Raw genomic sequence first — 23,193 nt, forward strand, 5'->3', positions numbered from 1 at the left:
ACGAAAGGCATGGAAATGACACGACTGAAAAACGGCAAGTTGCGGCGCAAGGACGGGGTATGGGACCCGTTGAAGCGCAGTGCTGTGGACAAGCAGCAGGCCGAGGTCGTTCAAAAAACACCGCAGTCGGACTCCCCGTCCTATCGCCTCGCCTATGTGGACATGGATTTTCTCTGCCGCGAGGAATTGCGCCCCGTCAGGTTGCAGCTTGAGCTTCTGAAGACGGAAATGGCACTCACCGAGCGCGGCATAAAATCCACCGTCGTCATGTTCGGCGGCGCGCGCATTCCCGAACCCGGCGGCGAAGCCTGGGCGGCGCGCAACGAGACGCAAAAGCGCAATCTGGAACAATCCTCCGTCTATTACGATGAGGCGCGCAAGTTTGCCCGTCTTTGCACCGCCTATGCCGCAAAATCGGATCACCTCGAATATGTCGTGGTCACCGGCGGCGGTCCGGGCGTCATGGAAGCGGGCAATCGTGGTGCGGCCGATGCGGGTGGCCCGTCCATCGGCCTCAATATCGTCCTGCCGCACGAGCAGGCGCCGAACCCCTATGTGACACCGGAGCTGAGCTTCAACTTCCACTATTTCGCCATTCGCAAGATGCATTTTCTGATGCGGGCGAAGGCCGTGGTGATCTTCCCCGGCGGCTTCGGCACGCTGGACGAATTGTTTGAAGCGTTGACCCTGATCCAGACGAAGCGCATGGAGCCAATTCCTCTCATCCTGTTCGGTGAGAAATTCTGGCGATCGGTGATCAATTTCGAGTTCCTGGCGGACTTCGGCACTATTGCGCCTGAAGATATGAATCTTCTGCATTTTGCTGAAACGGCTGACGATGCATGGAGAATCATCTCGGCCCACTACGAACACTGATTATGCTTGGCGCGACGAAGTAATTTTAGGGCTTAATTAGCAATCTTCTTCTAATTTTGCCCCGTCGCGCTGCAGCGCACTGTCCCAAGGGGACGGGCCTCCATGACGGAGATTTATCATCCGTTGAAGTCAGCCTTTTCAGGCGGGCGATTTGATCGAGGCCAAAATGTTCAATTTCCAAGTGAAGTCGCTTGCGACCAAGCTGATCCTCGTAACCGGCTGCGCTATCACCACGGTTCTCGTTGCATCGAATTCCTTCCTCATTTCCCAGACGAGTGAGCGCGTGCACGCGCTGACCATGGATCAGGCCAATACCGAAGCGCGCGCCATCGCCAACGTCATCGCCGCTGATGTGGGTGAACTCGGCAGCGCCGCACGCTCCATGGCCGGTGTCATCGGCCGTGCGCATCAGGCGAAATCAATGGATCGCCCCGGCATCGTCAACATCCTGAAGGCCAATGTCGAGCAGAACGCCTTTGCCTTTGGCAGCTGGTTCTGTGAGCAGCTCGGCCTTTTTGACGGCCAGACGACGGAGATCGCCAACAGGCTCGATCTTGGCACCAATGCCACCGGCGCCTTCGCTCCTTACTGGTCGAAAACCCAGAAGGGCGAAATCCAGTTCTCCACGTTCAAGAATGATTATGCGGCGGAGTGGTATGCGCTTGCCGCCAAATCCGGCAAAGGCGCGATCACGCAGCCCTATCTCGCCGAAGGCACGGAAGTGCCGACGACGATGACGTCACTTGCCTATCCCGTCATGTCCGATGGCAAGATGATCGGTGTGGCTGGTGTCGATATCTCGTTGGCCTCGCTGTCGCAGAAGCTGCAGGCGCTGCATCCTTTCGAGACCGGCCGCGTGACGCTCGTTTCGCAGGGCGGCCAGTGGCTGGTGCCGCCGACACCCGAGCAGAACATGAAAGCCTATGACGGAGACGGTGCAAGCACCGTTCAGGCGGCAATCACGTCAGGCAAGCAGGGCCTCATTGAAAATCTCGGCGTTGATACGGACGCGCCCTATAACCGTCTCGTTTATCCCTTCGCCGTTCCCGGCCTCAACGCGACCTGGGTGGTGCTGGTGGATATTCCCCATCAGGCCCTGAACGCACCGGTTCAGGAACAGACCTACATGATGATCATCGGCGCGATCGTCATTCTCGCCGCCGTCATCACCGCGCTTTATTTCGCCGTGCGTTATTTCGTCCGTAATCCGCTTGCTTCGCTGGTTTCCGATGTCAGGACGCTGAGCGACGGCCGCTACGATGTGCCGGTTTCCGGACAGGAGCGCCGGGATGAGACGGGCGCCGTCGCTACCGCGCTGGAAGGTTTCCGTGCGAAGCTTGCCGGCATTCGCGAGATGGAGGCTGAAGCCGACGCCCAGCGTGGTCACGCCGAGACGGAGCGCCAGCGATCCGAATTCGAGCGCAATGAGAACAGCCGCATGCAGCAGCACATTGTCGGCGTGCTGGGTGCTGGCCTCAATGCGCTCTCGCAGGGCAATCTCACCTACCGCATCGAGGACGAATTCCCGGGCGAATATGCGAAGCTGCGCGAGGATTTCAACTCGGCGCTTGCGAGCCTCGAGGAAACGGTTTCCACCGTCAATGCAACCGTCGTCAGCATCGGCAACGGTACGGGTGAGATCACCCGCGCCGCCAGCGATCTTTCGCACCGCACGGAACAGCAGGCCGCAAGCCTCGAAGAAACCGCTGCCGCCCTCAATCAGCTGACCGCACAGGTCAATTCCAGCGCGGAAAATGCTGCACAGGCGGCTGGCGCCGTCAGCCATGCCTGCGATGACGCCGGCAAGTCAGGCGAGGTTGTGCAGCAGGCCGTGAATTCCATGGAAGGCATCGCGCAATCCTCGGCCGAAATCTCGCGCATCATCGGTGTTATCGACGAGATTGCCTTCCAGACTAATCTTCTGGCGCTGAATGCGGGCGTCGAAGCCGCCCGCGCGGGTGATGCCGGCAAGGGCTTTGCCGTCGTCGCACAGGAAGTCCGCGAACTGGCGCAGCGGTCCGCAACCGCCGCCAAGGAGATCAAGGGCCTCATCAACACTTCGGCTACCCAGGTGGGCGAGGGCGTCCAGCTGGTCGGCAAGGCCGGTGAGACGATGAAAAAGATCGCCGATCAGGTTCTGCAGATCAACCAGCTGATACGGCAGATCTCCGCCTCCGCCAGCGAACAGGCAGTGGGTCTGAAGGAGATCAATTCCGCCGTTACCCAGATGGATCAGGTTACCCAGCAGAATGCGGCGATGGTGGAAGAAACTACCGCGGCGAGTGTAACGCTGAACAGCGAGGCGGAAACGCTGAAATCGCTCGTTGCCGGTTTCTCCGTTTCCGGTGGTCATTCCAGCCAGCAATTGCGCGCCACTGCCGCGGCGATGCGCGCACCCGCCGCTCCGGCGCAGGCATCGGGCCGCCCGGCCGCGCAACGCGCCCGTCCGAGAACCAGCGGCGCAAACGCGCTGGCGCAGGATGACTGGACGGAGTTCTGACGCGCCATTTCCGCCTCAAATAAAAAGGGCCGCTGGTATCGCCAGCGGCCCTTTTTTCATGTCCGCTTCCGTCAGAGACGGGCGAAACGTTCCGTCAGCAACTCGAAGAAGCCGTCGGCATCCACATTGCGCATCACGCGGGCATTGGCGGGCCGTTCGGTAACATTCCACCAGTCCACCACGGTCATGCCCATGGTCAGTTCGGAATGGACCTCGATTTCGACGTTGCACTCGCGACCCTGAAACAGTTCGGGTTTGACGAGATAGGCAATGACGCTCGGATCATGCAGCGGGCCGCCATCCGAACCGTATTTCTCGATGTCGAAGCGTTCGAAGAATTCCAGCATTTCCGCCATGGCGATGGCCGGCCGTGTGCCGATCTCGCGAATGCGGCCGACCCGGGCCTTGGTCGTCAGCAACTGATGGGTGACGTCGAGCGGCATCATGACAACAGGCATGCCGGATCGGAAGACGATGTCGGCGGCCTGTGGGTCGACATAGATGTTGAATTCCGCCGCCGGTGTGATGTTGCCGCCCTCGAAGAAGCCGCCGCCCATCATCACCAGTTCCTTGACGCGGTCGGCGATCTCAGGCGCCTTCAGGAGCGCCAGCGCCACATTGGTCAGCGCGCCGAGCGTGCAGAGCGTTACGGTGCCGGCGGGTTCCCGCATCAGTGTTTCGATGATGAAATCGACCGCGTGCTGCTTTTGCGCCTCCATGGACGGTTCGTCGAGAACCGGGCCATCGAGGCCGGTGCTGCCGTGAACATGTTCGGCGGTGATGGGCTTGCGCACCAGCGGCTTCTCGGCGCCCTCATAGACTGGAATATCGGTGCGCCCGCACAATTCGCAGATGATGCGGATGTTGCGGCTCGTCAGCTTCAGCGGAACGTTGCCGGCGACGGCGCACAATCCGAGAATGTCGATTTCCTCCGGGCTTGCGAAAGCGAGCATGATTGCCGCTGCGTCGTCCTGGCCGGGATCGGTGTCGATGATGATTTTTCTGCGTTCTGCCATGTCTTGCCCGCCGTTGAGATGAGCGCTTTTTTCGAGCGGCGGGTGCTCACTTGTCAAGTCTCATTCCTGCGGCTTGCCTTTGCCCCGCGTTTCGTCTTGCGCATCGTGGTTCGGCTTCCCATATTGCTGGGGCCGGTGCGATTGACCGGCAAGGTTGCCGGAAGCGGGACCGCGAAACGTCGCTTGGTTGCAAGGACAGAAGAGACATGAGCCGCATGACGCCATTCACCCACCCGCTTCTGCTGGGTTTTGATGCCATGGAAAAAACGCTGGAGCGCATGGCGAAGGCCAATGACGGCTATCCTCCCTACAACATAGAGCGCCTGCCCGGCAGCGAAGATATGCCCGAACGCCTGCGCATCACCATCGCAGTCGCCGGTTTTTCGCAGGACGATCTGGATGTGACGACGGCCGATAACCAGCTCGTCATTCGGGGACGACAGCAGGAACAGGAGAAGCGCGATTTTCTCTATCGCGGCATCGCGGCGCGCCAGTTCCAGCGGGTTTTCGTGCTTGCCGATGGCATGCAGGTCAGGGAAGCGCGCCTGCGCAACGGCCTTCTTTCCATCGATCTGGTCCGGCCGGAAATTTCAAACGTGGTGAAGAAAATTAATATTTCCGTCTCAGAGTAGAACGTGAACGCCAGAATCCGACACGAATCGCTCGGCGTGAAGAAGGAGGCTGAAATATGCTTTTGAAAGAAGCGCATGCGCGTCTCACCCAATCCCAGCTCGCCCATATCGGCGAAGGAGAAGTGGGATATATCCGCAAGATCCGGGCGGAAGACGTCAGCCGCTGTTTCCCGGAAGCGCCTGATCTCGATCCGCAATTGGATCTTTGGGCACTGTTCGGTGCGGATGGTACGCCGATCCTGCTCACGGACAATCGTTCAAGCACGTTTTTCAAGGCTGCCGAAGACGATCTCAAGACCGTCAGCCTGCATTGAATAAAAAAGCCCGCTTTTGAGCGGGCTTTATGCTTAGTGGATCAAAGGAACGGGCGGTCCGGCATGTCGTCGATGGAGATGACGCCGTCCTTGTTCCTGTCCAGCCGTTCGAACATCTTTTCGCCGGCGGCGGTGAATTCGGCCTTGCTGACCTGACCGTTCTCGTCGGTATCGGCCATGCGGAACAGTGCGTAGGCTCCACCCTTGCCGCCATGTTTGCCCCAGCCTTGACGGCCGCCATGCTCGCGCTCGGCGCGCTTGCCCTCGGGACCCTTGCCTTCATCCGCCTTGGCTTCCTCCCGCTCCGGACGCGGATGGGCGGCGCGGAAGGCTTCCATCTTCGCCTGGCGGTATTCGCGGATTTCCTTCGGCGTAATCGAGCCGTCCTTGTCCTTGTCGATCTCTGTGAAGAGCGCGTCCTGACGGGCGGCGAACTCCTCCTTCGAAATCTTGCCGTCCTTGTTGGCGTCGGCCACCTTCAGCAGGTGAACGAAAGCCGCTTCCGGACGGATCGGCATGCGATCCTTGTGACCTTTGCCGGGCGCGGCGAAACTGGCCGTTGCGGCCGTGCTGAGCACAAGGGCTGCGCCAAGAGCAGAGAGGGCGATTTTGCGTGTGGTCATCGTCATTACCTTTCTTTGGTGTCCCTGAAGAAAAGATAGTGACGTCCAGCAAGCCTCACCACTTAAACATCCGTAAGGTGGATGAAGCTTCGGTAATGTTCGCTGCACAGCGGGTGATGGTTTTCGTCAGGAACCCGGTCAGGTCGTCGGTGATGTAGTCGATATGCTCATCCGTCACGGCCGGAATTTCCCAGCGTTCCATGATGACGCCCTCAAGATTTGAAGGCACGAGCAACACGGTCTTCATGCCCAGCGCCTTGGGGGCGGCAAGATTGCGCGGCAGATCCTCGAACATGGCGGCTTTTTTCGTGTCGAGTTTCGCAAGTGCGGCGAATTTCTCATAGGTCGCGCTAGCTGGTTTAGGCAGATAGCCTGCGGCGACGATATCGAAAATATCCTCGAAGTGATCGAGAACACCGAGCGCGCCGGCGGCGGCCTGCGCGTGTTTCACGCTGCCATTGGTGAGGATGAACTTGCGACCGGGCAAAGCCTTGATTGCCTCACCAAGTTCCGGATGCGGTTTCAGTGCCGAATAATCTATGGCATGGGCGCGTTCCAGAAACTCGTCCGGGCTGATGCCGTAATGGATCATCAGGCCCTGCAGCGTCGTGCCGTGGTCGTGATAATACCGTTTCTGCAGCGCCCGGGCTTCCTCGGGGTCAAGCTTCAGAAGCTCCGCCACATAGGCCGTCATGTTTCGATCGATCTGCGAAAACAGATTGATGTGATGCGGATAGAGCGTGTTGTCGAGATCGAAGACCCATTCGCTCACATGGTCGAAATCGGCGGCTTCGGGCAGGTTTTTCGGCTTTGTGTCCATGGGCTGCTTTATGCCCGTTTCGAATGCCGAAGAAAATCGAAAAGACGACGATTGACCAGAAAATCGGGCTTGGCTGCGGCCTCCGGCGCATGATACCGCCAAAGCCATGGAACTCTGGATAGGTATTACTTTCGCAAGCGCGTTCTTGCAGAACCTGCGCTCGACCCTGCAAAAGCACCTCAAGGGCATGATGGGCACCACGGGCGCGACCTTTGTGCGCTTCGTGTTCGGCATGCCCTTCGCTCTCGCCTATCTCGCTTTTCTGCATTTCGGGCTCGGTCGCCCGCTCCCGGTGCCCAACATGTCCTTCGCTTTGTGGGCGACGGTCGGGGCCATGGCGCAAATTGCCGCCACGTTCCTGCTGGTGCACCTGTTCTCCTTCCGCAACTTTGCAGTGGGAACGGCCTATTCCCGCACAGAGCCGGCGCAGGCGGCACTGTTCGCGCTTATCTTCATCGGTGAAAGCGTCAATGGCGGCACATTGGCTGCTATCGCCATCTCGGTCGCCGGTGTCATGCTGATTTCGGTGGCACGCACGGAAGTCACGCCCGCTTCCTTCCTGACCTCGATCTTCAGCCGGACGGCGGTCATCGGCCTCGCCTCAGGCGCTTTCTTCGGCCTGTCGTCGGTTGCCTACCGATCGGCATCGCTCGCGCTTGCGCCGAGCCTTCCCGTTCCGGACGCGATGATGCAGGCGGGCTTCACGCTCGTCGTCGTCATCGTCATGCAGACGGTGTCGATGTTCCTGTGGATCATCTGGCGCGAGCGGGAAGAATTGCGGCGTATCGCCAAGGTTTGGAAACCGTCGCTTGCTGTCGGTTTCGTGGGCGCCACGGCCTCATTCGGCTGGTTCACGGCGATGACCCTGCAGCAGGCCGCCGTGGTGAAGGCGCTGGCGCAGGTGGAGATGCTCTTCGCCTTCGCCTCGACCGTGCTCTTCTTCAAGGAGAAGATCAACCGGCTCGAACTCTCCGGTTGCCTGCTGATTGTGGTGGGTGTGCTGTCGCTTCTGGCATTCGGTTGAAGGCCTGTCGTGGCGGACAGGCTTGCCGTCCGCCACCTGAAGCACATCAGGGCACGATGAGCGTGCCGGCGCCTTCCGTGAAGATTTCCAGAAGGACGGAATGGGGCGTCTTGCCGTTGAGGATCACCACGCCCTGAACACCGGCCTTGATGGCGTCGATGCAGGTCTCGACCTTCGGGATCATGCCACCGGAAATCGTGCCGTCCTTGATGAGCGCACGCGCCTGCGAGACGGTGAGTTCCTTGATGAGTTCCTTGTTCTTGTCGAGAACGCCGGGAACGTCGGTGAGAAACAGCAGACGCGAGGCGTGAAGCGCGCCCGCAATCGCGCCGGCGAAGGTATCGGCGTTGATATTGTAGGTGGCGCCATCGCGGCCAGGCGCGACCGGGGCGATGACCGGGATCATTTCCGACTTGGCGAGCAGGTCGAGCAGGGTGCGGTCGACTTCGGTGACTTCGCCGACGAAGCCGAGATCGAGCACACGTTCGATATTGCTGTCAGGATCGATGACGGTCTTTTTCGCCTTTTCGGCGAAGACCATGTTACCGTCCTTGCCGCACAGGCCGATCGCCCATTCACCCGTCTGGTTGATGAGGGCGACGATTTCCTTGTTGATCGATCCGGCCAGAACCATTTCGACGATCTCGACCGTCTTGGCGTCGGTAACGCGAAGGCCGCCCTCGAACTTCGATTCGATGCCCATCTTGGTCAGCATCGCGCCGATCTGCGGGCCGCCGCCATGCACGACGATCGGGTTTATGCCTGATTGCTTCAACAGCGCGATGTCTTCCGCGAAAGCCTTGCCGAGTGTGGAATCCCCCATGGCGTGGCCGCCATATTTCACCACGATGGTCTTGTTCTCGTATTTCTGCATAAAAGGCAGAGCCTGTGCGAGCAGCCGCGCCTGAGTTTCGCTTTCGGAAGACGTCATCTAAAAACCTCGGTCTGTGGTTGCGGCTGTTGAGAGCCTGTCACCGCTCTAAAGCAAGTCTTTGACGGATGAAATAACCTCTCGGCCTTATTGTGTCGGCAGCAGTCAAATTTCTTTTTTTTGGCGTTCCGGGCCCTGTAATGCGATTGACATAAAGGCCCAATGGGACCAGCCTTGCAGGGGAAAGGGGAGGGGTTAATTCAGGGCGACAGAAGATGTCGCGCGCCGCGCAAGCGATGCTGACCTGAACGACCGAGGAGCGAGAGACCACATGACGGCACCCGATCGAGACAAGCAAAGCGGTTTGCGGGACGAAGTCCTTGCGGGCGAATATGTGCTGGGTGCCTTGCCGCCGGAAAGCATGGCGGAGCTTGCCAAACGCATCAAACGTGACCGCCAGTTCGCGGCCATGGTCAGGCGCTGGCGGGACAATCTGGCGGAAACCGAATACCGCGAAAATGCGACCGTCGCCGCGCTGCTGGAACGGGATCCAAGCCGCTCCGGCCTGCCATTCAGGAGCCAGCCGCTGCGCGGTGGCAGCATGTTCGCAGCCATGCTTTCGGAGGTCTGGCATTCGGTGCGCTTCTGGCGTCTTCTGGCACTGACGGCGATGCTGTGGACCGCCGTTCTGCTTTTCACTATCGCCTGAGGGGCGCGCCTCTCAAAGGGAGATCGTTCTGACGATCTCGGCCCGCAGGCTATCCAGCCCGAATGATTTTTCCGAGGACGTGGCGAGAACTTCCGGATAGGCGGCAGGGCGCTTGCGGATTTTTTCCAGCGTTTCGCCGATCAGCCGCGGAACGCCGACATCCTTGATCTTGTCCGTCTTCGTCAGCACGATCTGGTAGGACACGGCTGCCTTGTCGAGCAGGGTCAGAACCTCCTCGTCATTCTTTTTCACGCCGTGGCGGGAATCGATCAGCACGTAAACGCGCTTCAGCGTCGCACGGCCGCGCAGATAATCGAAGACAAGCTTCGTCCAGGCGTCAACATGATCCTTGGGGGCCTGCGCATAACCGTAACCGGGCATGTCGACCAGCGCCATCGGCGGCAGGTCGCCCGCTTCGCCGGAATAACCATCCGGAACGAAGTAGTTGAGTTCCTGCGTGCGTCCGGGCGTGTTGGACGTGCGGGCAAGCCCCTTGTGGCCCACCAGCGCATTGATGAGCGAGGACTTGCCGACATTCGAACGACCGGCGAAGGCAATCTCCGGCGGGCCTTCGGGCGGCAGGAATTTCATTGCGGGAACGCCGCGAATGAAAATCCAGGGTCGCCCGAACAGGGGCTTTTCGGTTGCCGTGCCGGTTTCACTCATTTCGATTGCACCGGCTTTCGCTTGAACAGCCCCTTGATATTATCGAACAGCTCGATCTTGGCGCCCTGACGCTTCATGATGACGGCCTGCTGGGTGATGGAGAGCGTATTGTTCCATGCCCAGTAGATGACCAGACCGGCCGGGAAGGAGGCCAGCATGAAGGTGAAGATCAGCGGCATCCAGTTGAAGATCATTGCCTGCGTCGGATCGGGCGGCGTCGGGTTCATGCGCATCTGCAGGAACATGGTGATGCCCATGACCAGCGGCCAGACGCCGATCATCAGGAAATGCGGCACGTCGTAAGGCAGAAGGCCGAACAGGTTGAAGAGCGATGTCGGATCGGGCGCGGAAAGGTCGTGAATCCAGCCGAAGAACGGTGCATGCCGCATTTCGATGGTGACGTAGATGACCTTGTAGAGCGCGAAGAAGACCGGAATCTGCAGAAGCATCGGCCAGCAGCCGGCAACCGGATTGATCTTCTCTTCCTTGTAGAGCTGCATCATCGCCTGCTGCATGGCCATGCGGTCATCGCCATGCTTGGCCTTAAGCTCCTCCATCTTCGGCTGCACGCGCTTCATGTTCGCCATGGAAGCATATTGCTTGCTGGCGAGCGGGAAGAAGAGCGCCTTGACGACGATGGTGGTGAGCAGGATGGCCACGCCGAAATTGCCAAAATAACGGAAGAAGAAATCCATCATTTTGAACATCGGCTTGGTGATGAAGTAGAACCAGCCCCAGTCGATCAGAAGGTCGAACTTCGGAATGGAATATTCTTTTTCATAGCGGTCGACCAGCGGCACTTCCTTGGCGCCGGCGAAGACAAGGCTCTTCAGCTCGATGGACTGGCCGGGTTCGACCGTCATCGTGTCGCTCTTGAAATCCGCCTGATAGCTCGGCTGATTGCCGGTGATATGCGAAAAGCGGGTTTCGAACGGTGTTGTCTGCGGCGGAACGATGGCAGCAGCCCAATATTTGTCGGTAATGCCGAGCCAGCCGCCGGTTGCCTTGGCAATAGTTACCGGTGCTTCTTCAACATCCTTGTATTTTTCTTCCGTCAGGCTGCCGTCTTTGCCCGAAACGCCGAGAAAGCCTTCATGGATGACGAAGACGGGCGGGATCGCCGGCTTGTTGTTGCGCGTCACGCGGCCATAGGTGGCGAAGGAGACCGCAGCCTGTCCCGGGTTCTCGACCTTGTCGGCGACCGAGATCATATAATGCTCGTCGATCGAAATCGTGCGGGAGAAAATCACGCCCTTGGAATTGGTGTAGGTGAGGGTGACCGGGGTGGTTTCCGTCAGCTTCTCGCCGCTTGCCAGCGTCCAGACGGTGGTCGGACCGGGAACGCCGCCGACTTCCTGTGCAGCAACAAAACCGAGTTCGGTGAAGTAGCCGTCCTTGGTGTCGGAGGGCGAGAACAGCGTGATGATCGGGCTCGAGTCATCGACGGTCTCATGGTAATCCTTGAGCCGGATGTCATCGAAACGGGCGCCGGCGAGATTGATCGAACCGGCGATGGCGTTGGTGTCGATGGCCACACGCTGGGTTCTTGCAATCGACTCTTCACGGGTCGCCGTTGCGGCGGTCTGCGGCGAAGAGGCGGGCGGTGTGCCTTCGACGGCTGCACCAGGCGCGGCACCCGGTGCCGGCTGCTGTTGCTGCGTCGTCTGCTGCTGCGCCTGGCGGGCCTCTTCGGCACGGCGCTGCTGCTCGATACGCGGATTCATGTAAAGGAATTGCCAGGCGAGGACGATGACAACCGAAAGGGCTATCGCGATGAAGTAATTGCGGTTCTTTTCCATCATTCTTTCCTGGAGCGGGTCTCCTGGGACCGTTTCGGTTTCGCCGTTCCTTCAATGCGCTCGGCAAGGAGAGACTGAAGTTTCGGGAAGGTTGTATCGAGCACATCCCTGCGGGCGACAATCACATAGTCATGACCGGGCTTCATTGCGACCCCGGCAGAAAGCCTGACGGCTTCCCTGAGACGGCGGCGCATGCGATTTCGCTCGACCGCGTTGCCTTGTCTTTTTGTTACGGTAAAACCGACGCGAGGCTCGGTTTCCGGGGCTTTCCGGTCAAGCACTTCCAGAAGAAAGGTGCTTCCCCGCCGTTTTTCCCCCGCCTGAACGGCAAGAAACTCCGACCGGTTTTTAAGCCGGCCGGGGTGTTTTTCAGTCTTGCTCATGTGCCCACGACTTTCATCGGGCCACAGGCTCGGCAATTAAGCCGACAGACGTGCGCGGCCGCGCGCACGGCGGGCTGCGAGAACCTTGCGACCGCCGGCGGTAGCCATGCGGGCACGGAAACCATGACGACGCTTGCGAACAAGCTTGGACGGTTGGTAAGTACGCTTCGACATTTATTTAATACCGCGGTGTGCGGCCCTTCTTGAATTTGCAATTATTTGCAAGAGCGTTTCGTTTTTTGCACGGCTAACCCCGCCTGGGCGAGCTTTCAATGGCCGAGCGTGCGCGGCTTATAAGGGCATAGGCCGAGCAAAGTCAATTGCCGAAGGGGTTTTCGCGGTTCACCTTTTGCGGAAAACGCACCGCAATCTCCTTCGCCGACTGCCGATAGAGGCTGATTCCGACGCGCAATCGATAAAATCCGAAATTCTTTCTTAACGCCGCATTGATAAATCTTGTGACGCGAAAAGTTATGCCAGCTTCCCATTTTCATTGCGCGGCTGGTTTTTGTTGGGGGAACGAAATTGAGAATTCGCGGTCGTATCAATCTACTTGTCGGGCTTATGAGCCTTGTTGCCTGCACCATCGGCGGGCTGTCCATCTATGCGATCAACGAATTCCGGGTCCGGTCGCATCATTTCGAGGAAGCTGCCGAAAGGGCCTACAAGGGCGAGGCGCTTAACCGTCTGGTGACGGCGGTCGTCATGGAGGCGCGTGGTGTCTATGCGGCAGCCGATGTGGCCGCAGTCACCCCCTTTGCCGACGGCATGGTCAAAAACCTTGATGCCATGGAAAAGCTGATTGCCAGCTGGGCTCCGCTCGTGCCGGCGGAACAGCGGGCGAGTTTCGACAAGCTTGTCGGCCGGTCCAAGGAATTCCGGACCTTCCGTCTGGAGACTGTCCGGCTGGCGAAGGAGAGCGGGCCGCAGGCAGCCGCCCAGCAGGGCAACAATGAGGCGAACCGCGCCAACCGCAAGGCCTATCAGGCGGAGATCGATGGTGTCGTGAAAAACGACATTGCCGAACTGGAAGTCGTAAAGGCAGGAATGGATTCTTTCAGCACCGCCATATTCTGGGCGATCGTCGCGGTGACGGTTGCAGGTGTCGGCGCGGGAGCCGCCTTCGGTCTCTACATCGGAACGCGGCAGCTCAGCGCGCCCATCCGCCGGGTTTCGCAGGTGATGAATGCGGTGGCCGATGGAAATCTGGACGCGGAAGTCCCCTATCTCGGCCGCAACGACGAGATCGGCGAAATGGCTGCCGCCGTCGAGGTCTTCAAGAACAACGGCCGCGAGGTGCGCCGCATGAATGCGCAGGAGACCGCCATGCGCGCCAAGAGCGACGACCTGCAGGCCGGCATGGCCGTCGTCGTCGACGCCGCGGCCCAGGGCGATTTCAGCCGCCGCATCAACAAGGATTATGGCGACGAAAACCTCAATCGTTTCGCCGCGACGATCAATTCGCTCCTCACGGGGGTCCATAACGGCGTATCCGAGACCAGCCGCGTCATTGAAGGTCTGGCGCGGGGTGATCTGACGGAGAGGATGGACGGCGAGTTCCGCGGCGTGTTCGGCGAACTCCAGGAGAACGTCAACCAGACGCTGACCAAGCTGCGCGAGACAATGAGGGAGGTGCGCGGCAGCACGGAAGGCATCAGCGGCAACGCAAGCGAACTGCGCTCGGCGGCCGACGACCTGTCGAAGCGGACGGAACAGCAGGCTGCGGCGCTGGAGGAAACCTCCGCCGCACTGGACGAAATCACCGCCGTCGTCCGCAATTCCACCGACCGTGCGCAGGAAGCCAGCGCCATGGTTGCCGAAACCAAGCAGAAGACGGAGGAATCCGCCAGTGTCGTGCGCGATGCCGTCTCCGCCATGGATCGCATCGAGCATGCCTCGCGTGAAATCAGCCAGATCATCAACGTCATTGACGAGATCGCCTTCCAGACGAACCTTCTCGCGCTGAACGCAGGCGTGGAAGCGGCACGTGCCGGCGAGGCCGGCAAGGGCTTCGCCGTCGTCGCGCAGGAAGTGCGGGAACTGGCGCAGCGTTCCGCAACGGCTGCGAAGGACATCAAGGCGCTGATCACCAAATCCGGCCAGGAGGTCGGACGCGGCGTGTCGCTGGTGCAGAAAACCGGCAGCGCACTGAGCGAGATCGAGACCCGCGTTCTGGCGATCAATGAGCACATCCATTCGATCGCCACGGCGGCCAGGGAGCAGTCCACCGGTCTGCACGAGGTGAATACCGCCATCAACCAGATGGATCAGGTGACGCAGCGCAATGCTGCCATGGTGGAGGAGACCTCGGCCGCAACCCACAAGCTGAGCAGCGAGGCGGATCATCTCGTGACGCTGGTGACTCGTTTCAATGTTGGCGCCGAAAATGTGCAGCACAGCCACCGTTTCGAGCAGCCCGCAAGACCGGTAACGGCATCCACCGGACCGGTTGCGGTCTCCGGCAGGACGGCGGCGGTGGCGTCCCCGGCCCGCAAATTGATGAACAGCGTCAGTCGTGCACTCAATGCCCAGCCCGCTGCAGCACCGGCGCATGGCGACTGGCAGGAATTCTAGGCGACCTGCAGTTCCGCTTCAAACAGGCTTACGCTGCGAACGCCGCCCTTTTCGGGCGGCGTTTGTTTTCCGGCAATGAAAACGTTTGTTTTGCAGCGCATTGGAAAAATATCCATTAGGTCCTATTATCGTCGCTGCATATAAACCGAGCCGTTCCACGCAAGCAGCGGCGCGCATACAGGATCATGGCCCGGTGTTTTCTAAAGGCGTAGACAGCTTGGACCGCACGCAAGACGATCCGGTGCACTGCATGCCGGGATTGACCGCCGGTCTTTCCGGACGGCTGCTGCTGCTCACGGTCATTTTCGTGATGATCGCCGAAGTGCTGATCTTCGTGCCTTCCGTCGCCAATATGCGTCTTTCCTGGCTGCAGGACCGTCTGAATACGGCCGCCGCCGCCGGCGCGGTGATTGATGGCCTGCAGGCCGAACTGCCGCGAAGCGTGCAGAACGACACGCTGATGGCAACCGGGGCAAAGCTTATCGCGCTGCGAAAGGACGGCACCTCGCGCCTGCTCGCAGTGGCGGAAACACCGCCCGGTGTCGACGAGCAATATGATCTTTCCGATGTTTCGCAGGTGGCGGCGGTGCGGGATGCCTTCTCCACCCTGCTGTTCGGCGGCAACCGCGTCATCCGCGTCTTCGATGTGGTGGGCGACAGCGATACCATCATCGAACTGGTGCTGGGCGAAAACAAGCTGCGGGCGGCGATGCTTGCCTATGCCCGCAACGTTTTCCTGATTTCCATCGTCCTGTCGCTGATCACGGCCGGCCTGATATTCATCTCCATCAACCGCATCATGATCCGGCCGATACGCCGGCTGACGCTCGGCATGCAGAATTTCTCCGAGGATCCAGGCAATCCCGAGCGGATTTTCGTGCCCGAGGAGGGGACGGACGAACTGTCGGTTGCGGGCCGCCATCTTGCGGATATGCAGACCGAACTGCAGAAAACCCTGCGCCAGCAGAAGAACCTTGTGGATCTCGGCCTTGCGGTGTCGAAGATCAACCATGACATGCGCAACATCCTCTCCTCCGCGCAGCTGATGTCCGACCGGCTTGTGGATGCCAAGGACCCGATGGTCAGGAGCTTCGCGTCGAAACTGCTGCGCACCATCGACCGCGCCGTGGCCTATACGGGCGAGGTTCTAGCCTATGGCCAGGCGACCGAAGGCGCGCCGAAACGCAAGATGGTGCAGTTGAGCCTTCTGGTGCGGGATGTGCGCGACATTCTGGCGCTCGATCCCGACAGCGGTATCGAGTTTCACGACAGCGTCCCCCCGGATCTCACGATCGATGCGGATTCCGAACAGCTTTTCCGGGTCATCCATAATCTCTGTCGCAATGCCGTCCAGGCTCTGCAATCCGATGCCACAAATGCCGCGCCGAGACACCTTTCCATCCTGGCCCAGAGGGCCGGCAGCGTCGTCAGCATCGTCATCGACGACAATGGGCCGGGAATGCCGCGCAAGGCCAAGGAGAACCTGTTTTCCGCTTTCCGGGGTTCGGCCCGCTCCGGCGGCACGGGCCTCGGGCTGGTCATTGCCCGCGAACTGGTGCTCGCCCATGGCGGCACCATCGCGCTCGTCGAAAAGCCCGGTCCCGGCACGCAGTTCCGCATTGAAATCGCCGACCGCGCCGCCTCCGTGCAGGCCGCCAGAACCGCCTGAAAAACCCGCGCCGCGACAGGCCCGCGAAATCATTATCTCCGCCGGAATTGACATGGTCTCAGGCCCGTGGAAAACGAGGTTCGTAGAATTTACAATATAATCAATAAGATACATGAATTGCTGCGGAAAAATGACAATTTCCAAACGAAATCGCTTGCATTCGGAATGAGGACGTTTTAGAGGATCGCCACGCCACCGGAAACGACCGGAACGGCACGCACCCGTAGCTCAGCTGGATAGAGCACCAGACTACGAATCTGGGGGTCAGGAGTTCGAATCTCTTCGGGTGCGCCATTTCCTTTCCTAAAAAACGGGTCTTGAAACACGCGATGTTTCTCGCTTGCCATGTGGCTTGAAACGGCGAGTTCGTTCCGCCAGATGCTTCGGCTGCTGCGACACCCGGCAGGACCGAACGAATTCCGAACCTTCCGAATATATGTTAAAATCATCCGGTCATCAGATGGCCCGGGGTGAAAGCCATGTTGGAAGCAGACAAGGTATTTGCAGGTTCGATTCCGGAAAATTACGACCGCTATATGGTGCCGTTGATTTTTGCGCCGTTCGCCACTGATCTGGCGCGACGGGCGGCGGCTTTGATGCCGATTGATATTCTGGAGATTGCTGCGGGAAGCGGTGCCGTCACGCGCAAACTGGCTCCCCGATTATTGCCTGCCGCAAACTATGTGGTGACCGATCTCAATCAGCCTATGCTCGATTTTGCCGCGTCGCAGCAGGCGCCGGATCACCGCATAAGATGGCAACAGGCGGACGCCCAGACCCTACCTTTTGAAAACACTGTTTTCGACCTCGTCTTCTGCCAGTTCGGTGCGATGTTTTTCGGTGATCGCCCGTCGGCCTATCGAGAGGCAAAGCGGGTGCTGAAGCCCGGTGGGCATTATTTATTCAACGTCTGGGATCGCATCGAGGAAAACCACTTCGCGAATGATGTGACGAACGCCTTGGCACGCCTGTTCCCCGATGATCCGCCGTGAACTGGAGGATGCCGGGTTTTCGCGCGTGACGATCGAGACGGTGGCGATGCAAGGCCGCGCCTCTTCGCCGCGTATTCCAGCTGTCGCTTATTGTCAGGGAACTGTTCTGCGGACGGAGATCGAGGCAAGGGCTCCGGGGAAGCTGGATGCCGCGACAGACTACGTCGCCGCGGCCATTGAAGCGCGCCATGGCGGCGGTGAGGTTGCCGCCAAAATTCAGGCGCATGTGATTCTCGCCGCCGTATAAATCGGTGTCTCAAGGCTGGTTTCTCAGTCTATAAACAAGCACCGGGAATATCCCCCAATATTAGTGGTTTTGGGTAGAGGCCTACACAGCAAGGTTTTCCGATCACCCGACATTTCCGGGCTTTCGAGTGTCATCGAACTTTCCCCGAACCTTCGTCATATTGTCATACAATAAAAGCATATGCGCTCCAGAAAAGGAGCGCAGAATGACGCCACAATCACTTGAACTTTCGGGCATCGGCAAAGGCTTCGGGGCCGATGATGTTCTGAAAGAGATCGATCTCTCAATCCGCCCAGGCGAGTTTTTATCCCTCGTTGGTATGTCGGGCTGCGGCAAGTCCACGCTGTTGCGTATCATTGCGGGCCTGGAAACGCCGGATCGCGGTTCGGTTTCGATCGGCGAGCAGGATGTGACAGAGGTTGATCCGAGCGATCGCAATCTGGCGATGGTTTTCCAGTCTTACGCCCTTTATCCGCATATGAGTGTGCGCCAGAACATCGCGACGCCGCTCAGGATGCGGCGCCTGCCTTTCGCTGCTCGCCTGCCACTGATCGGACGTTTTGCAGCGCCCGCTGAAACATTGAAGCAGATCGATGCCGCCGTTGAACAGGCGGCCGAGACGCTGCAGATCGCGCATCTGCTGGATCGCAAGCCGGCGCAGCTTTCCGGCGGCCAGCGTCAGCGTGTGGCGCTCGCCCGGGCGCTGGTGCGTTCGCCTGCAGCCTTCCTGATGGACGAGCCGCTTTCCAACCTCGATGCGAAACTTCGCGCCCATATGCGTGAGGAACTGGCGGGCCTGCACCGCCGGCTTGGGGCAACCTTCATCTACGTCACCCATGACCAGATCGAAGCCATGACCATGTCCGACCGTATCGCCCTGATGTCGGAAGGCCGCATCGAGCAGCTGGGCACGCCGGACGAGCTTTACCGCAAGCCCGCGACGCTGACGGTCGCGCGTTTTATCGGCACGCCATCGATCAACCTGCTGCCGGTCGAAATCGATGCGCAGGGCAAGATCACGGCTTTTGGACGCGATCTTGCTATTGAAGGTGCCGGCCGTGATGCCGGCCCGGCGACGCTCGGCCTTCGTGCCGAAGACCTGCGCCCGGGCGAAGAAGGTTTTGCCGTGCGCGTGGTGCGCAGTGAAACCCACGGCGCCGATCGTTTCGTGAGCTGCCGCCTGCTGAGCGACGAGACCGTCGCCATCACCCTGCGTCAAGTCGCGGGCGAGGCCCTGGGTGCCGATGCGAATGGCGTCATGAATCTCGGCTTTGCACCGGAACGCGCGCATCTCTTCGCGGCCGATGGCCTGCGTCGCAAGGTGACGGTGCGCGAACGGGTGCCGGCATGACGGCGGTTGATTTCTCCTCGGCTGCACGGGCGAAGGCTCGCCCGCGGCTGTCGAAGGCGGACCGGCGGATGATCTGGCGCGGCCTGATGTTCGCAGCCCCCGCAAGCCTGCTGCTTCTGGCGATCTATATTGTTCCGATGCTCGTTCTGGCCGGTTTTTCCGTCACCGATTACCAGCTGGGTTCGCTCTCCACCCGCTTTGTCGGTCTTGGAAACTTCGTCAAGGCGTTTCAGGATCCGGTTTTTCTGCGCGCCCTAGCCAACACCGCCATCTATGCGCTCATCGTCATTCCCTTCGGCGTCTTTCTGGCGCTCGGCGTGGCTTTGCTCGTATATAACCGCAAGCGCAGCCGCGCTTTCTGGGAAGTGGCTTATTTTCTCCCCGTCACCGCAACACTCGTCGCCATGGCGACCGTGTGGCAGTTCCTGCTGCACCCTTCGCTTGGTCCGGTGAATGCGGCGATCAAATGGCTTGGTCTCGAACCGGTCGCCTTCCTCTCCAATCCCGTACTCCTCATTCCCACCATGGCGCTGATGGGCGTCTGGCAGATCCTCGGGTTCAACATGGTGCTGTTCCTTGCCGGCCTCACGGCCATTTCGAAGGATCTGCACGAGGCGGCGCGGCTGGATGGCGCCAAGAACCCGGTCGACCGGTTCCTGACCGTGACCTGGCCGATGCTTGGGCCGACGACCATGTTCGTGGTGGTCACCACCTCCATTTCGGCCTTCAAGGTGTTCGAGACGGTGGCTGTGTTGACCAAGGGCCGCTTCGGATCGGAAACCCTGCTGTTCGATCTTTATCTCGAAGGTTTCGAATATTCCAACACCGGTTATGCCGCCGCGCTGACGATTATCTTCCTCGCGATCGTGCTGGTCCTGTCTATCGGCCAGACGCTGCACATGGACCGGAAGGTGCACTACTGATGGCCGCATTGCGCAAATATTTCCCGCATCTCGTGCTTGCGCTGGGCGCTTTCGTGATGCTCCTGCCGTTCTACTGGATGGTGTTGACCTCGATCCGCTCGCCGGCGGAAATCTTCGATGTCTCGCTCTGGCCGATCCCGCAAAAATTCGACGCTGTCGATAATTACGCCCGGGCGGCAGGTCAGGTGCCGATGGCGCGTTTCATGCTGAACGGCGTCATTGTCTGCGTCGGCATTCTCGTCGTGCAGGTGCTGACATCGGTTCCGGCTGCCTATGCGCTGGCAAAGCTCCGGTTCCCGGGCCGCAAGCTGCTGCTGGGCCTCGTTATTGCGGCGCTCTGCGTTCCCATTCAGGCGCTTGCATTGCCGCTTTTCGTTGGTCTGGCCAAGACGGAACTTCTGAATACCTATTTCGCGATGATGATGCCGTTCTTCCTTTCGGTCTTCGCTATCTTCCTGTTCAACCAGTCCTTCCGCAGCTATCCGAATGAAATCATTGAGGCTGCCCGCATGGACGGGTTCTCGGAAATGGAGATTTGCTGGGGACTGGTCCTTCGCGGGTCGTTGCCTTCGCTCGCCGCCTTCTCGATCTTCTCGCTCGTTGCCCACTGGAACGACCTGTATTGGCCGATGATCGTGGTCTCCGACACCAATCTCGCCCCGCCGCCGCTTGGCATGATGCTTTTCGCCGATGTCGAATCCGGCGCGAATTATGGTGCGCTGATGGCGGGCGCCACACTGATTACCGCGCCGATGGTGCTGTGCTTCCTCCTCGCACGACGGCACTTCATCGCCGGTATTACCATGACCGGCGTCAAGTGACGCCGTTCAGACTTCCTCCTCCCAACCTCTCTGGAGACTGACATGAAACTCAACCGACGCGCTGTGATGGGCGGTCTGGCTCTCGGCATGGCTTTTGCGGGCCTCGCTCAGCCGGTTCTGGCCAATGAAATCACGCTCAACGTTCTCTACAACCTGCCGGGCTTCACCAAGTTTCATCAGCCGCTGGCCGATGAATTCATGAAGAAGAACCCTGATGTGAAGATCAACTTCCTCGCTCCGGCTGCCGGTTACAACGAAGGCCAGCAGCAGGTTCTGCGCTCTGCCGTCACTGGCAATCTGCCTGACGTTTATTTCTCGGGTTACAACCTGACGGCGGAACTCGTTCACACGCTTGCACCGCGCAACCAGATCACCGATCTCGGCCCGTTCATTCAGGCTGAAGGCGGTCAGGCTTTCCTCGACAAGAACTACAGCCCGAAGATGGCGGCACTCGGCCAGATCGACGGCAAGCAGTACGGCCTGCCGGTCAACGCCTCCTCGCCGATCATCTACATCAACTCCGACCTCGTCACCAAGGCTGGCGGTGATCCGGACAAGATGCCGACGACCTTTGCCGAGCTCATTGCTCTTGCAAAGAAGATCAAGGCTCTCGACCCCAAGTTCGCCGGCATGAGCTACGACATTAACGGCTGGCCGGATGACTGGTTGTGGCAGGCGCTCATCGTCGAACAGGGCGGCAAGCTCGTTGACGAGAAGGCCAAGACCGTTGGCTTCGACAACGAGATCGGCTTCAACGCCCTGAAGATGACCCGCCAGTTCGTCACCGAAGGCGGCCAGAACCTGCTCGACTGGGATCAGTCCCGCCAGCAGTTCGGTGCAGGCCTTACCGGCTTCATCTTCTCGACGCCCGCCCACGTTCAGACGATCCAGGGTCTGGTCGGCGACCGCTTCAAACTGAAGACGGCGACCTTCCCGCTCGACAACAAGGAAAAGGGCGGCGTTCCGACCGGCGGCAACTCGGCTGTTATCCTGACCCAGGAAAAGGCCAAGCAGGACGCTGCCTGGAAGTACCTGAAGTGGATCACCGGTCCGGAAGCGCAGAACACCATCGTTCGCATCACCGGTTACCTGCCGACCAACAAGCTGGCAACCGGCCCGGACTTCCTCGCTCCCTATTATGTCGAGAACCCGAATGTGAAGACCGCTTCGCTTCAGGCTGACCGTTCTCTGCCCTGGGCCGGTTATCCGGGTGGCGATTCCGTCCGCATCTGGCGCACGCAGCGCGACATCATCGGCACGGTCATGCGCGGTGAGGTGACGCCGGAAGCCGGTCTCAAGCAGATCGTCGAGCAGACCAACGCCCTGCTGAAATAAGCAGAACGCCTGAAAAGGCTGCGGGGAAATCCGTTCCCGCAGCCATTTTGCGCAGAAAGACCCGTTATGAAGATCATCCAGATTACCGACACCCATCTCGTACCGCCCGGCATTGCTGTAAACGGCGTCGACCCGGAAAAGCAGCTGCGTGCGGCGGTGGCCGATATTGTCGAAAAACACGCCGACGCCGATCTTCTTGTCATGACGGGTGATCTTTGCAATTACGGCGAGCCTGAAGCCTATGAGCTGCTGCGCGACATCCTCAGGCCGGTCTCCATGCCGGTGAGGCTGATGCTCGGAAATCATGACCGCCGACCGGAATTCGTGGCCGCCTTTCCCGAGCAGCCGCGCGACGATAACGGTTATATCCAGTCCTTCATCGATACGGATTTTGGCCGTTTGCTGTTTCTCGACAGCCACGAAGCCGATGTCATAGGCGGCATGTATGGCGCGGATCGTCTGGTATGGCTGGAGAGTGCGCTGGAAGGCGCAGGCGATCTGCCGGTGACGGTTTTCATTCACCATCCGCCGATGGATTGCGGCATCCGCCATTTCGAACATATCGGCATGCATGATGACGGTGCTGTCATGCGCCGCCTCTCCGCCCATCCAGCCGGTATACGTCACATCATTTTTGGCCACATCCATGTGCCGATGGCGGGTACGACGGCCGAAGGCATAGCTTACAGCTCCGGTCAGGCCTGCGCGCACCGTTTCATCACCGATATCGATGTCGTCGATCCGCTGTGGACGGGCGGCAATCCCTGTTACCGGGTCATAAGCCTCGGCGCATTTGGCCTGCGTGCCTATGATGCGGAAGTGGGGCAGGTCGTGCTCGGTCAGGCGCCTGTCTGCGAAGGTCCCTGACACCGGACGATTTCCGTGTTGCAGAGAGATGACCTCCGCCTCGTCGCCTGTTGCGGGTGGTGAGGGAGAGGTCTTTGCCGACTACAAGGCTGCGGTGGTGAGAAGACCCCGCGGCCTGTCGCGCCGATGCGTCACTTGAGGTTTGTTGAACGGATTTGATACGCGAGAGTCATGGTTCCGT

General features: G+C 59.7%; 21 protein-coding genes, 1 tRNA gene and 1 pseudogene. 15 read left to right on the forward strand and 8 right to left on the reverse strand.

The genetic code is table 11. The features are described 5' to 3' along the window. Positions 1-9 precede the first annotated feature (9 nt). Both MRBLRC7O_RS00240 and MRBLRC7O_RS00245 read left to right on the forward strand, forming a co-directional pair. On the forward strand, positions 10-876 hold the full coding sequence (locus MRBLRC7O_RS00240) for an LOG family protein (RefSeq protein WP_373426345.1): 867 nt from the start codon (positions 10-12) through the stop codon (positions 874-876). A gap of 166 nt (positions 877-1,042) precedes the next feature. Next, complete coding sequence (locus MRBLRC7O_RS00245; protein ID WP_080866514.1) at positions 1,043-3,376, forward strand: methyl-accepting chemotaxis protein; 2,334 nt, start codon at positions 1,043-1,045, stop codon at positions 3,374-3,376. Between the two features lie 71 nt (positions 3,377-3,447). Here MRBLRC7O_RS00245 and MRBLRC7O_RS00250 read toward each other — a convergent pair whose 3' ends face one another. Further along, positions 3,448-4,392, reverse strand: a complete 945-nt coding sequence (locus tag MRBLRC7O_RS00250) for a nucleoside hydrolase (protein ID WP_080865773.1) — start codon at positions 4,390-4,392, stop codon at positions 3,448-3,450. Between the two features lie 206 nt (positions 4,393-4,598). On the opposite strand from MRBLRC7O_RS00250, the gene MRBLRC7O_RS00255 reads away from it, so the two are divergent. Both MRBLRC7O_RS00255 and MRBLRC7O_RS00260 read left to right on the forward strand, forming a co-directional pair. Next, positions 4,599-5,024, forward strand: coding sequence for an Hsp20 family protein (locus tag MRBLRC7O_RS00255; RefSeq protein WP_003503708.1), 426 nt, complete (start codon positions 4,599-4,601; stop codon positions 5,022-5,024). 56 nt (positions 5,025-5,080) lie between these two features. Next, entirely contained in the window at positions 5,081-5,338 is a 258-nt protein-coding gene (locus MRBLRC7O_RS00260) for a BQ00720 family protein (protein WP_003503706.1), read from the forward strand. 41 nt (positions 5,339-5,379) lie between these two features. Here MRBLRC7O_RS00260 and MRBLRC7O_RS00265 read toward each other — a convergent pair whose 3' ends face one another. Beyond that, complete coding sequence (locus tag MRBLRC7O_RS00265; RefSeq protein WP_003503704.1) at positions 5,380-5,967, reverse strand: EF-hand domain-containing protein; 588 nt, start codon at positions 5,965-5,967, stop codon at positions 5,380-5,382. A 49-nt stretch (positions 5,968-6,016) separates the two neighbouring features. Beyond that, positions 6,017-6,781, reverse strand: coding sequence for a pyrimidine 5'-nucleotidase (locus tag MRBLRC7O_RS00270; RefSeq protein WP_112540220.1), 765 nt, complete (start codon positions 6,779-6,781; stop codon positions 6,017-6,019). 106 nt (positions 6,782-6,887) lie between these two features. On the opposite strand from MRBLRC7O_RS00270, the gene MRBLRC7O_RS00275 reads away from it, so the two are divergent. After that, positions 6,888-7,805 (forward strand): EamA family transporter, encoded by a 918-nt coding sequence (locus MRBLRC7O_RS00275; RefSeq protein ID WP_031234219.1) that lies wholly within the window; start codon positions 6,888-6,890, stop codon positions 7,803-7,805. Positions 7,806-7,851: 46 nt separating this feature from the next. Here MRBLRC7O_RS00275 and argB read toward each other — a convergent pair whose 3' ends face one another. Further along, entirely contained in the window at positions 7,852-8,736 is an 885-nt protein-coding gene (gene argB / locus MRBLRC7O_RS00280) for an acetylglutamate kinase (protein WP_003503698.1), read from the reverse strand. 271 nt (positions 8,737-9,007) lie between these two features. On the opposite strand from argB, the gene MRBLRC7O_RS00285 reads away from it, so the two are divergent. After that, positions 9,008-9,385 (forward strand): hypothetical protein, encoded by a 378-nt coding sequence (locus tag MRBLRC7O_RS00285; RefSeq protein WP_003503696.1) that lies wholly within the window; start codon positions 9,008-9,010, stop codon positions 9,383-9,385. 12 nt (positions 9,386-9,397) lie between these two features. On the opposite strand, the gene yihA is transcribed toward MRBLRC7O_RS00285, so the two are convergent. From yihA to rpmH, 4 genes are read right to left on the reverse strand one after another with little or no spacing between them, the layout of a single operon-like run. Then, complete coding sequence (gene yihA, locus MRBLRC7O_RS00290) at positions 9,398-10,051, reverse strand: ribosome biogenesis GTP-binding protein YihA/YsxC (RefSeq protein WP_003503694.1); 654 nt, start codon at positions 10,049-10,051, stop codon at positions 9,398-9,400. After that, a complete protein-coding gene (gene yidC / locus MRBLRC7O_RS00295; RefSeq protein WP_080865777.1) occupies positions 10,048-11,850 on the reverse strand; it encodes a membrane protein insertase YidC in 1,803 nt (600 codons plus the stop codon). The genes yihA and yidC overlap by 4 nt, the downstream gene beginning before the upstream one ends. Then, the gene (gene rnpA, locus MRBLRC7O_RS00300; protein ID WP_080865779.1) at positions 11,850-12,233 is read right to left on the reverse strand and encodes a ribonuclease P protein component; all 384 of its coding nucleotides are present in this window, start codon (positions 12,231-12,233) and stop codon (positions 11,850-11,852) included. The genes yidC and rnpA overlap by 1 nt, the downstream gene beginning before the upstream one ends. Positions 12,234-12,269: 36 nt before the next feature. Next, entirely contained in the window at positions 12,270-12,407 is a 138-nt protein-coding gene (gene rpmH / locus MRBLRC7O_RS00305) for a 50S ribosomal protein L34 (RefSeq protein ID WP_003493611.1), read from the reverse strand. Positions 12,408-12,758: 351 nt separating this feature from the next. On the opposite strand from rpmH, the gene MRBLRC7O_RS00310 reads away from it, so the two are divergent. The 9 genes and pseudogenes from MRBLRC7O_RS00310 (at position 12,759) to MRBLRC7O_RS00350 (ending at position 23,012) form a co-directional block, all read left to right on the forward strand. Beyond that, positions 12,759-14,807, forward strand: a complete 2,049-nt coding sequence (locus tag MRBLRC7O_RS00310) for a methyl-accepting chemotaxis protein (protein ID WP_080865782.1) — start codon at positions 12,759-12,761, stop codon at positions 14,805-14,807. A 250-nt stretch (positions 14,808-15,057) separates the two neighbouring features. Continuing rightward, positions 15,058-16,476: an ATP-binding protein gene (locus tag MRBLRC7O_RS00315; protein ID WP_162690802.1), complete on the forward strand. Its 1,419-nt coding sequence runs from the start codon at positions 15,058-15,060 to the stop codon at positions 16,474-16,476. A gap of 217 nt (positions 16,477-16,693) precedes the next feature. Next, positions 16,694-16,770 (forward strand) — tRNA-Arg (locus MRBLRC7O_RS00320). 185 nt (positions 16,771-16,955) lie between these two features. Then, positions 16,956-17,715, forward strand: a pseudogene (locus MRBLRC7O_RS00325) (class I SAM-dependent methyltransferase). A gap of 205 nt (positions 17,716-17,920) precedes the next feature. Continuing rightward, a complete protein-coding gene (locus MRBLRC7O_RS00330; RefSeq protein WP_020811735.1) occupies positions 17,921-19,066 on the forward strand; it encodes an ABC transporter ATP-binding protein in 1,146 nt (381 codons plus the stop codon). Beyond that, on the forward strand, positions 19,063-19,989 hold the full coding sequence (locus tag MRBLRC7O_RS00335; protein WP_003503653.1) for a carbohydrate ABC transporter permease: 927 nt from the start codon (positions 19,063-19,065) through the stop codon (positions 19,987-19,989). Before MRBLRC7O_RS00330 ends, MRBLRC7O_RS00335 begins: the two co-directional genes overlap by 4 nt. Further along, positions 19,989-20,810 (forward strand): carbohydrate ABC transporter permease, encoded by an 822-nt coding sequence (locus MRBLRC7O_RS00340; RefSeq protein WP_003503652.1) that lies wholly within the window; start codon positions 19,989-19,991, stop codon positions 20,808-20,810. Before MRBLRC7O_RS00335 ends, MRBLRC7O_RS00340 begins: the two co-directional genes overlap by 1 nt. A gap of 42 nt (positions 20,811-20,852) precedes the next feature. Continuing rightward, positions 20,853-22,145, forward strand: a complete 1,293-nt coding sequence (locus MRBLRC7O_RS00345) for an ABC transporter substrate-binding protein (RefSeq protein WP_080865785.1) — start codon at positions 20,853-20,855, stop codon at positions 22,143-22,145. A 66-nt stretch (positions 22,146-22,211) separates the two neighbouring features. Further along, positions 22,212-23,012 (forward strand): phosphodiesterase, encoded by an 801-nt coding sequence (locus MRBLRC7O_RS00350; protein WP_080865786.1) that lies wholly within the window; start codon positions 22,212-22,214, stop codon positions 23,010-23,012. The last annotated feature ends 181 nt before the right edge of the window (positions 23,013-23,193 follow it).

This window comes from Agrobacterium radiobacter, assembly GCF_040801995.1.
Lineage (GTDB): Bacteria > Pseudomonadota > Alphaproteobacteria > Rhizobiales > Rhizobiaceae > Agrobacterium > Agrobacterium radiobacter.

Excerpts from the sequence above, each read along its gene's own strand:
- yidC (WP_080865777.1), bottom strand. The coding sequence starts at position 11,850 with ATGGAAAAGAACCGCAATTACTTCATCGCGATAGCCCTTTCGGTTGTC.
- MRBLRC7O_RS00255 (WP_003503708.1), top strand. The coding sequence starts at position 4,599 with ATGAGCCGCATGACGCCATTCACCCACCCGCTTCTGCTGGGTTTTGAT.
- MRBLRC7O_RS00265 (WP_003503704.1), bottom strand. The coding sequence starts at position 5,967 with ATGACGATGACCACACGCAAAATCGCCCTCTCTGCTCTTGGCGCAGCC.
- MRBLRC7O_RS00350 (WP_080865786.1), top strand. The coding sequence starts at position 22,212 with ATGAAGATCATCCAGATTACCGACACCCATCTCGTACCGCCCGGCATT.
- MRBLRC7O_RS00285 (WP_003503696.1), top strand. The coding sequence starts at position 9,008 with ATGACGGCACCCGATCGAGACAAGCAAAGCGGTTTGCGGGACGAAGTC.
- MRBLRC7O_RS00240 (WP_373426345.1), top strand. The coding sequence starts at position 10 with ATGGAAATGACACGACTGAAAAACGGCAAGTTGCGGCGCAAGGACGGG.
- MRBLRC7O_RS00260 (WP_003503706.1), top strand. The coding sequence starts at position 5,081 with ATGCTTTTGAAAGAAGCGCATGCGCGTCTCACCCAATCCCAGCTCGCC.
- MRBLRC7O_RS00250 (WP_080865773.1), bottom strand. The coding sequence starts at position 4,392 with ATGGCAGAACGCAGAAAAATCATCATCGACACCGATCCCGGCCAGGAC.
- rpmH (WP_003493611.1), bottom strand. The coding sequence starts at position 12,407 with ATGTCGAAGCGTACTTACCAACCGTCCAAGCTTGTTCGCAAGCGTCGT.
- MRBLRC7O_RS00340 (WP_003503652.1), top strand. The coding sequence starts at position 19,989 with ATGGCCGCATTGCGCAAATATTTCCCGCATCTCGTGCTTGCGCTGGGC.
- MRBLRC7O_RS00330 (WP_020811735.1), top strand. The coding sequence starts at position 17,921 with ATGACGCCACAATCACTTGAACTTTCGGGCATCGGCAAAGGCTTCGGG.
- MRBLRC7O_RS00270 (WP_112540220.1), bottom strand. The coding sequence starts at position 6,781 with ATGGACACAAAGCCGAAAAACCTGCCCGAAGCCGCCGATTTCGACCAT.
- rnpA (WP_080865779.1), bottom strand. The coding sequence starts at position 12,233 with ATGAGCAAGACTGAAAAACACCCCGGCCGGCTTAAAAACCGGTCGGAG.
- MRBLRC7O_RS00345 (WP_080865785.1), top strand. The coding sequence starts at position 20,853 with ATGAAACTCAACCGACGCGCTGTGATGGGCGGTCTGGCTCTCGGCATG.
- MRBLRC7O_RS00275 (WP_031234219.1), top strand. The coding sequence starts at position 6,888 with ATGGAACTCTGGATAGGTATTACTTTCGCAAGCGCGTTCTTGCAGAAC.
- MRBLRC7O_RS00245 (WP_080866514.1), top strand. The coding sequence starts at position 1,043 with ATGTTCAATTTCCAAGTGAAGTCGCTTGCGACCAAGCTGATCCTCGTA.
- yihA (WP_003503694.1), bottom strand. The coding sequence starts at position 10,051 with ATGAGTGAAACCGGCACGGCAACCGAAAAGCCCCTGTTCGGGCGACCC.
- argB (WP_003503698.1), bottom strand. The coding sequence starts at position 8,736 with ATGACGTCTTCCGAAAGCGAAACTCAGGCGCGGCTGCTCGCACAGGCT.
- MRBLRC7O_RS00315 (WP_162690802.1), top strand. The coding sequence starts at position 15,058 with ATGCCGGGATTGACCGCCGGTCTTTCCGGACGGCTGCTGCTGCTCACG.
- MRBLRC7O_RS00335 (WP_003503653.1), top strand. The coding sequence starts at position 19,063 with ATGACGGCGGTTGATTTCTCCTCGGCTGCACGGGCGAAGGCTCGCCCG.